The organism is Variovorax sp. YR752, from assembly GCF_943372545.1.
In genome coordinates, this window is sequence record NZ_CALRZC010000326.1 from 1 (window position 1) to 6,921 (window position 6,921).

Sequence of the window (6,921 nt, forward strand, 5' to 3'; positions counted from 1 at the left end):
GTGCCTTTGCATCGGTGACGATGGTCATGCGCGGTGCCTCAGCGGAACATCAGGAAGTACAGCAGGAAGATGTTGACCACCAGCAGCGCGGCCGCGGTCGGTATCTGCACCTTGATCACCGCGTTCTTGTCGGGCAGCTCCAGCAGCGCCGCGGGCACGATGTTGAAGTTGGCCGCCATCGGCGTCATGAGCGTGCCGCAGTAGCCCGAGAACATCCCGATGGCCGCCATCACGGCCGGGTCGCCGTGGTACACGCCCACCAGCACCGGCACGCCGACGCCGCCCGTCATCACCGGGAAGGCCGCGAAGCCGTTGCCCATGATGATGGTGAACAGCGCCATGCCCAGCACGTACACCGCGACGGCAACAAAGCGGATGTCCATGTTGATGTAGCTGGTGGTGATGTGCGCCACCGCCTTGCCCACGCCGGCGTCGGAGAACACCAGGCCCAGCATGCCGAGCATCTGCGGCAGCACCACGGCCCAGCCGAGCGCGTCGGTCAGGCGGCGCGACTCGCGCATGCCCTGCACGGGCGTCTCGCGCGTCAGCCAGCAGGCCAGCGCCAGCGCCACCACGCAGCCGATGCCCAGGCTCACCAGCGTGGTGTTCTTGGGGTCGAGCAGCAGCGTGCCGCCGAGCTTGATGTGGCTCATGCCCACGGTGCCGATCACGGTGACCAGCGGGATCGCCAGCGCCGGAATGAAGAGCTTGTTGCCCAGGCGCGTGGCGCTGGCCTGGTACTGCGCGGGCGTGGGTTCGCGGTGCTTGCCCGCGCCGACGCCGCGCAGGCCGGCAATGACGGCCATGCCGATCGCGCCGACGCCGACCAGCGCGGGCGGCAGCTTGTCGCCGACCAGGAAGACCAGCGCATAGATGCCCCAGAAGAGCGCGCTGGTGTAGCGCTTGGGATGCTGGCGGTCGGCCAGCGTCATCACGGCCGTGATGGCGAGGATGACGCCGACCAGAAGGTACAGGTGCTGGATCGAGAGAATCATGATGTTCAGCGTCCTTCCTTGGCGGGCACGGCAGTGGCGACAGGCGCGTCGGCCTGTGCGGCGCCACCCAGCTCACGGGCCAGCGCCTGGTCGAGCCGGCGCAGGCGCCAGGCGTGGATGATGAAAGCGGCAATGGCCGTCGGAATGCCCCACATCGCGATGTGCAGCGGCTCCACGTCGATGCCGGCTTCGTGCAGGAAGGTGGTCATGAGCACGATGGCGCCGAAGGCCACGAAGATGTCTTCGCCGAAGAACAGGCCCACGTTGTCGGTGGCCGCGGCGTAGGCGCGCAGCTTGTGGCGGATGCGGTCGGGCAGCTTGCCGTAGCGCGTCTCGGTGGCGCCTTCGGCCATCGGCGCGAGCAGCGGACGCACCATCTGCGGATGGCCGCCCAGGCTGGTCAGGCCCATGGCCGCCGTGAGTTCGCGCGCCGCGAGGTAGACGATCAGCAGGCGGCCGGCGGTGGCCGACTTGATGCGGCTGATCCAGTTCTGCGCGTGCTGGCGCAGGCCGTGGCGCTCCAGCAGGCCGATCACCGCCAGCGGCAGAAGAATGATCAGCGGCAGATTGCGCGTCTTGATGAAGCCGGTGCCGATGGCCGTGAGGATCGCCATCGGGCTGAAGCCCGCGGCAAACGCCGTCACGATGGCCGTGACGATCACGACCAGCATCGGATTGAAGCGCAGGATGAACCCCGCAATGATCACGGCCACGCCGATCAGCGGCCACAGGGGGACTTCAGGTGTCATGGTTGGTCTTTCGTTGCAATGCAAAACACCGGCGCAGGGGCACCGGTGCGGTCGATTGATGCAAACCTCATGCCAATGAATGAGCAATTCATTTCTTATGAATCACTCATTTCAAACAAGTTGTTGAACAATTTCATGTAGTGTGCCCAACAACAGTGCTTGGATACCCCCATGAAAACCCTGAAACGGGCGCGTTTCGGTGCACGGCCCGGCGTGGCACAGGGGCTGTCTGTTACAACGCAGGCTCGCTGCGACCCTCCCTTTTTCCCTCCGACCGACCGGCATGACCCGACTGGATTCCCCCGCTTCCCCCCCCTCGCCGGCCGCCGGCGCGCTCACGCTCAACGACCGCGTGGCCGAGCTGATCCGCCAGAAGATCGTGAAGGGCGAGTTCTCGCCGGGGCAGCGGCTGTCGGAGGCCGCGCTGGCCGACAACCTGGAGATTTCGCGCAATACCCTGCGCGAGGTGTTCCGCACGCTGACCAAGGAAGGCCTGCTCAAGCACGCGCCGAACCGCGGCGTGTTCGTGGCGGTGCCGAGCATCGCGTCGATCATCGACATCTACCGCGTGCGCCGGCTCATCGAGTGCCAGGCGCTGGCGCAGGCCTACCCGCGCCACCCCGCCAAGAAGCACATGCGCGAGGCGGTCGAGATGGCGCTGAAATGCCGCGACGCCGGCGACTGGCTGGGCGTGGGCACGGCCAACATGGAGTTCCACAAGGGCATCGTCGAGCTGGCCGACAGCGAGCGGCTCAACGTGCTGTTCGCCCACATCCTGGTCGAGCTGCGGCTGGCCTTCGGGCTGCTGAAAGACCCGGAGTTCCTGCACGCGCCCTACGTGGACATGAACACGAAGCTGCTCGAACTCATCGAGGCCGGCAAGTTCGCCGAAGGCTCGGCGGCGCTGAACGACTACCTCATCCACTCCGAGCGCATCGTGCTGGCGGTGTATGCGCGGCAGATGCCGGACGGCGGACTCGACAACTAGTTGAACCAGCCCGCGCCGCGCCGCGCGGGCTGCCGCGCTAGCGCTCCTTGCCCATCATCAGGTCGGGCAGGAACGTCACGATGCTGGGGAACAGCGTGACCAGCGCGATGCACAGCACGAGGCAGAAGAAGAACGGAATCGCTGCCTTGGCGATCACGTTGCTGTCCTTGCCGGTCATGTTCTGCAGCACGAAGAGGTTGAAGCCCACCGGCGGCGTGACCTCGGCGATCTCGACCAGCAGCACCACGAAGATGCCGAACCAGACCAGGTCGAAGCCCGCCTTCTGGATCATCGGCAGCACCACCGCGCTGGTCAGCACGATCATCGAGATGCCATCCAGCGCCGTGCCCAGCACCAGGTACACCACCACCAGCGCACCGATCAGCGCGTAGGGCGACAGCTGCATGCTGTCGACCCACTCGGCCAGCTCGCGCGGGATGCCGGTGAAGGCCATGGTCTTGGTCAGGAACGCGGCGCCCGCCAGGATGAACATGATCATGCAGCTGGTGCGCGTGGCACCCATGAGCCCGTCCTTGAAGTTCTGCCAGGTGAGGCTGCGTCCATACGCCGCGATGGCCAGCGAGCCCAGCACGCCGAAGGCGGCGCACTCGGTGGCCGTGGCCCAGCCGGCCACGAGCACCCAGACGATGAACACGATCAGCAGCGCACAGGGAATGAGGTTGCCCGACAGCCGGATCTTCTGCATGAAGGTGGTGGGCGGATCAGCCGGCGGCACCTTGTCCGGATGGCGCAGGCTCCACCAGGCGATGTAGCCCGAGAACAGCAGCATCAGCAGGAAGCCTGGAAGAAAGCCAGCCAGGAAGATGCGGATGATGGAAGCGTCGGCCGCCACGGCATACACCACCATCGTGATCGACGGCGGGATCAGGATGCCCAACGTGCCTGCCGTGGCCAGCGAGCCGATGGCCAGCTTCTCGTCATAGCCGCGGCGCTTGAGTTCGGGCAGCGCCACCTTGGCGATGGTGGCGCAGGTGGCGGCCGAGGAGCCCGAGACCGAGCCGAACACGCCGCAGCCGAGGATGGTGGTGTGCATCAGCCGGCCGGGCACGCGGTTGAGCCAAGGGCGCAGGCCCTCGAACATCTCTTCGCTGAGCTTGGTTCTGAAGAGGATCTCGCCCATCCAGATGAACAGCGGCAGCGCCGCCAGCTCCCAGCTGGCATTGCTTTCCCAGAAGGCCGAGAACAGGTTCTTGCCGGGCAAGGTGTTGGTGAAGAAGGCCTGGCCGACCCAGCCGACGATGGCCAGGGTCATGGCGATCCACACGCCACCGGCGAGCAAGAGAAGCATGATGGCGAGCAAGAGCGCGCCCATGAGCAGTGTTTCGAGCATGGCGTGCGTTCAGAGGTCGGAGGAAAAATCGCCGGCTGCGTGCCGCTCTTCGATGGCCCGCTGGTAGCTCGGTTTCTCACCGCGCACCACGCCCACCAGCTCGTCGAGCATGGCGATCAAGAGCAGCCAGCAGCCGATCACGAAGGTGGACTGCGGAATCCAGATCGGAATGACCACCAACCCTGTGGCCATCTCCGCGAACTCGTAGCTTTCGTAGGTGAAGCTGGTGGCCCAGTAGGTGAGGTAGGCCACCGACACCGCCGCGATCAGCAGGCACATCACGTCCAGCACACGCCGCACCTTCGGCGGCACCGCGTCCAGCAGCAGCGTCACGCGAACGAAGTCGCCATGCCGGAACGCATGCGCCATCGCAAAGAAGGCCGCGGCGGCGCACAGCCAGGAGACGATGTCGTTGAGCCCGCTCACGTGCCAGTTCATCTGGCGGCCCACGCCGGCCACGATCATCAGCACGAAGATCAGGAACACGCAGAAAGCGCCCAGCGCGCCTGCACCGTCGTACAGGCGGTCGAGGAAGCGGCGCATGGCGGCCTACTTCCTCTTGTAGGTGTCGACGATGGATGCGCCATCGGCACCTGCAGCCTTGAGCCAGTCGGCCTGCATGATGCCGCCGACCTGGCGCATGTCGGTGTCCAGCTTGGGCGAAGGCTTGTGGATCTTCATGCCGCGCTCGGCCAAGAGGCGCTTGTAATCGTCGTTCTTCTCCTGCGCGACCTTCCAGCCGCGTGCCTCCGCGTCGGCTGCGGCCTTGGTCACGGCGGCCTTGGTGGTCGCATCCAACGCATCAAACGCCTTGGCGTTGACGAGGATCGCGTTCTTCGGAATCCAGGCCTGCGTGTCGTAGAAGTTCTTGATGTGCTCGAAGGTCTTGGTGTCGTAGCCGGTGGAGCCCGAGCTCATGTAGCTCTCGATCACGCCCGTGGCCATGGCAGCACTCAGTTCGGCCTGCTGGATCTGCACGGGCTGCGCGCCGATGAGTTCGGCGATCTTGGCCGTGGCCGGGCTGTAGGCGCGCCACTTGATGCCGCGCAGGTCGGCCACCGAGGCGACCTCTTTCTTGGAATAGATGCCCTGCGGTGCCCATGGCACCACGAACAACACCTTGATGCCCTGGGCTGCGAGCAGCTTGTCCATCGCGGGCTTGGAGGCGTCGTAGAGCTTGCGGGCCTCGGGATAGGTGGTGGCCAGGAAGGGCACGCCGTCCAGTGCGTAGATCGGGTTCTCATTGGCGTAGTTGGCCAGCAGGATCTCGCCGGCCTGGGCCTGGCCGCTTTGCACGGCGCGCTTGATCTCGGGCGCCTTGAACAGCGAGGCGTTCGCGTGCACCGTGATCTTCAGCTTGCCGCCGGTGGCCGCGTCCACGTCTTTGGCGAACTGCGTGATGTTCTCGGTGTGGTAGTTGGTCGCGGGGTAGGCATTGGCCAGATCCCACTTCGTCTGGGCGTGGGCGCCGAGGGAGAAGGCCAGGCCCGCGAAGGCAGTGACGACGGCGTGCGCGTAGGGATTTCGCATGGAAACGCTCCAGGAGTTCAAAGGAGGAAAAGGGAAAGAGAGAGCAACGAATGCGCAAGGCGAAGCCTCGGCGTGCAGTGCATGCACGCCGCGGCGCCGACGGCCCGGGGGCCGGGCCGGCTATTCCTTCTTCTTGGGGGCCAGCTCGAGCGGGCTGGCCGGCAGGTCGGAGCGCCGGGGCTCGGGCTTGTCCGCGACCTTGCAGTCCTGGTCCTTGAACGGACCGGCCTCGCGCACCCAGTCGGGGCTGATCGGATGCTGCGCGCAGACGGCCTTGCCGCTGACCTTGTTGCGCATCAGGTAGAAGCTCTCGGTGGGTTGCGCCAGGGCTGCGCCCGACAACGCCAGGCCGACGATGCCGATGAAGAGTTGGTGTTTCATGTCCATGCCTTCTTGTGATGCAACGTTGTCAGGGTGCCGGCGCCGACAGGGTCTTCGCCATCGCGATCACCAGGTTGCGGCCCTGGGCCACGATGGAATCGCGGAAGCCCTCGAAGGTGGCATCCGTGATCTTGCCGTCGCTGCCCGCGCCGAAACGCGTCATGACCGGCGTGTGGATGTGGCCGGCGGGAATGTTCAGCTTGAAGGTGTCGCGCAGCAGCGTGTTGCGGTACGCGCTGGCGTTGGAGAGGTAGTTGCCGCCGCCGCCCGTGCGGGCGCAGTTGTTGTCCAGCGGGCCCAGTGCGTCTTTCTTGCACGGCTGCACGTTGTAGGTGTCGCGCCGAATCACGCTCCAGCCGCCCGGCGTTTCGGTGTCGCGGTTGATGACGCCCTCGCCCGTCTTCGCGTCGATCATGGCCTGGAACGGCAGCGTCGACACCGTGAACTGCGGCGGCGTCTCCTTGGCCCAGGGCCGCGGCATGAAGCCGAGCCAGCGCTCCGGCGGATAGATGTCGCAGTCGAGCACCGACGGAAACCTGTCGCCGTCCATGCAGGCGGGCCAGACGTTGTCGTTGCCCGGGATGCTGGCCAGGTGGTAGCGGCCGTTGAAGTGCTCCAGGTGGAAAGCCCCACCGCCCTGGCTCATCGAGATGGATGCGTCCACCCGCTTGGGCCCGGGCTTGAACCACGGCCCCAGCGTGTCTTCCTGCATGCCCTGCAGGAAAGGCGGGTAGTTCACGGGCAGGATGAAGGTGCGGATGACTGCCGTGGTGCCGTCGCCCAGCGCCACGGTGTTGCCGTCCAGCGAGAGGATGGTCGCGCCCGAGGGATTGCCGATGCGGATGTTCGGGTTGTCGTGGACGCCCGGCGTGCCCAGCGTGAAGGGATCGAAGCCGCTGACCAGGATGCGCTTGTGGCCCGCGCCTT

The 6,921-nt window shown here is 66.0% G+C and carries 7 protein-coding genes and 1 pseudogene; 1 reads left to right on the forward strand and 7 read right to left on the reverse strand.

Features of this window, described 5'->3' with window-relative positions; all coding sequences use genetic code 11:
- Positions 1-38: 38 nt before the first annotated feature.
- On the reverse strand, positions 39-995 hold the full coding sequence (locus AAG801_RS38910; protein WP_056577026.1) for a DUF979 domain-containing protein: 957 nt from the start codon (positions 993-995) through the stop codon (positions 39-41).
- A 5-nt stretch (positions 996-1,000) separates the two neighbouring features.
- A complete protein-coding gene (locus tag AAG801_RS38915) occupies positions 1,001-1,744 on the reverse strand; it encodes a DUF969 domain-containing protein (RefSeq protein WP_099793884.1) in 744 nt (247 codons plus the stop codon).
- A 283-nt stretch (positions 1,745-2,027) separates the two neighbouring features.
- Here AAG801_RS38915 and AAG801_RS38920 point away from each other — a divergent pair, with 283 nt between their 5' ends.
- Positions 2,028-2,732, forward strand: coding sequence for a GntR family transcriptional regulator (locus AAG801_RS38920; RefSeq protein WP_341893238.1), 705 nt, complete (start codon positions 2,028-2,030; stop codon positions 2,730-2,732).
- Positions 2,733-2,769: 37 nt separating this feature from the next.
- On the opposite strand, the gene AAG801_RS38925 is transcribed toward AAG801_RS38920, so the two are convergent.
- The 5 genes and pseudogenes from AAG801_RS38925 to AAG801_RS38945 form a co-directional block, all read right to left on the reverse strand.
- On the reverse strand, positions 2,770-4,083 hold the full coding sequence (locus tag AAG801_RS38925; RefSeq protein WP_341893239.1) for a TRAP transporter large permease subunit: 1,314 nt from the start codon (positions 4,081-4,083) through the stop codon (positions 2,770-2,772).
- A gap of 9 nt (positions 4,084-4,092) precedes the next feature.
- On the reverse strand, positions 4,093-4,626 hold the full coding sequence (locus tag AAG801_RS38930; protein WP_341893240.1) for a TRAP transporter small permease: 534 nt from the start codon (positions 4,624-4,626) through the stop codon (positions 4,093-4,095).
- Between the two features lie 6 nt (positions 4,627-4,632).
- Positions 4,633-5,613, reverse strand: a complete 981-nt coding sequence (locus AAG801_RS38935; RefSeq protein WP_341893241.1) for a TRAP transporter substrate-binding protein — start codon at positions 5,611-5,613, stop codon at positions 4,633-4,635.
- Positions 5,614-5,733: 120 nt separating this feature from the next.
- Positions 5,734-5,994, reverse strand: coding sequence for a hypothetical protein (locus AAG801_RS38940; protein WP_225616844.1), 261 nt, complete (start codon positions 5,992-5,994; stop codon positions 5,734-5,736).
- A 28-nt stretch (positions 5,995-6,022) separates the two neighbouring features.
- A pseudogene (locus tag AAG801_RS38945) lies at positions 6,023-6,921 on the reverse strand (hypothetical protein); the annotation flags it as partial.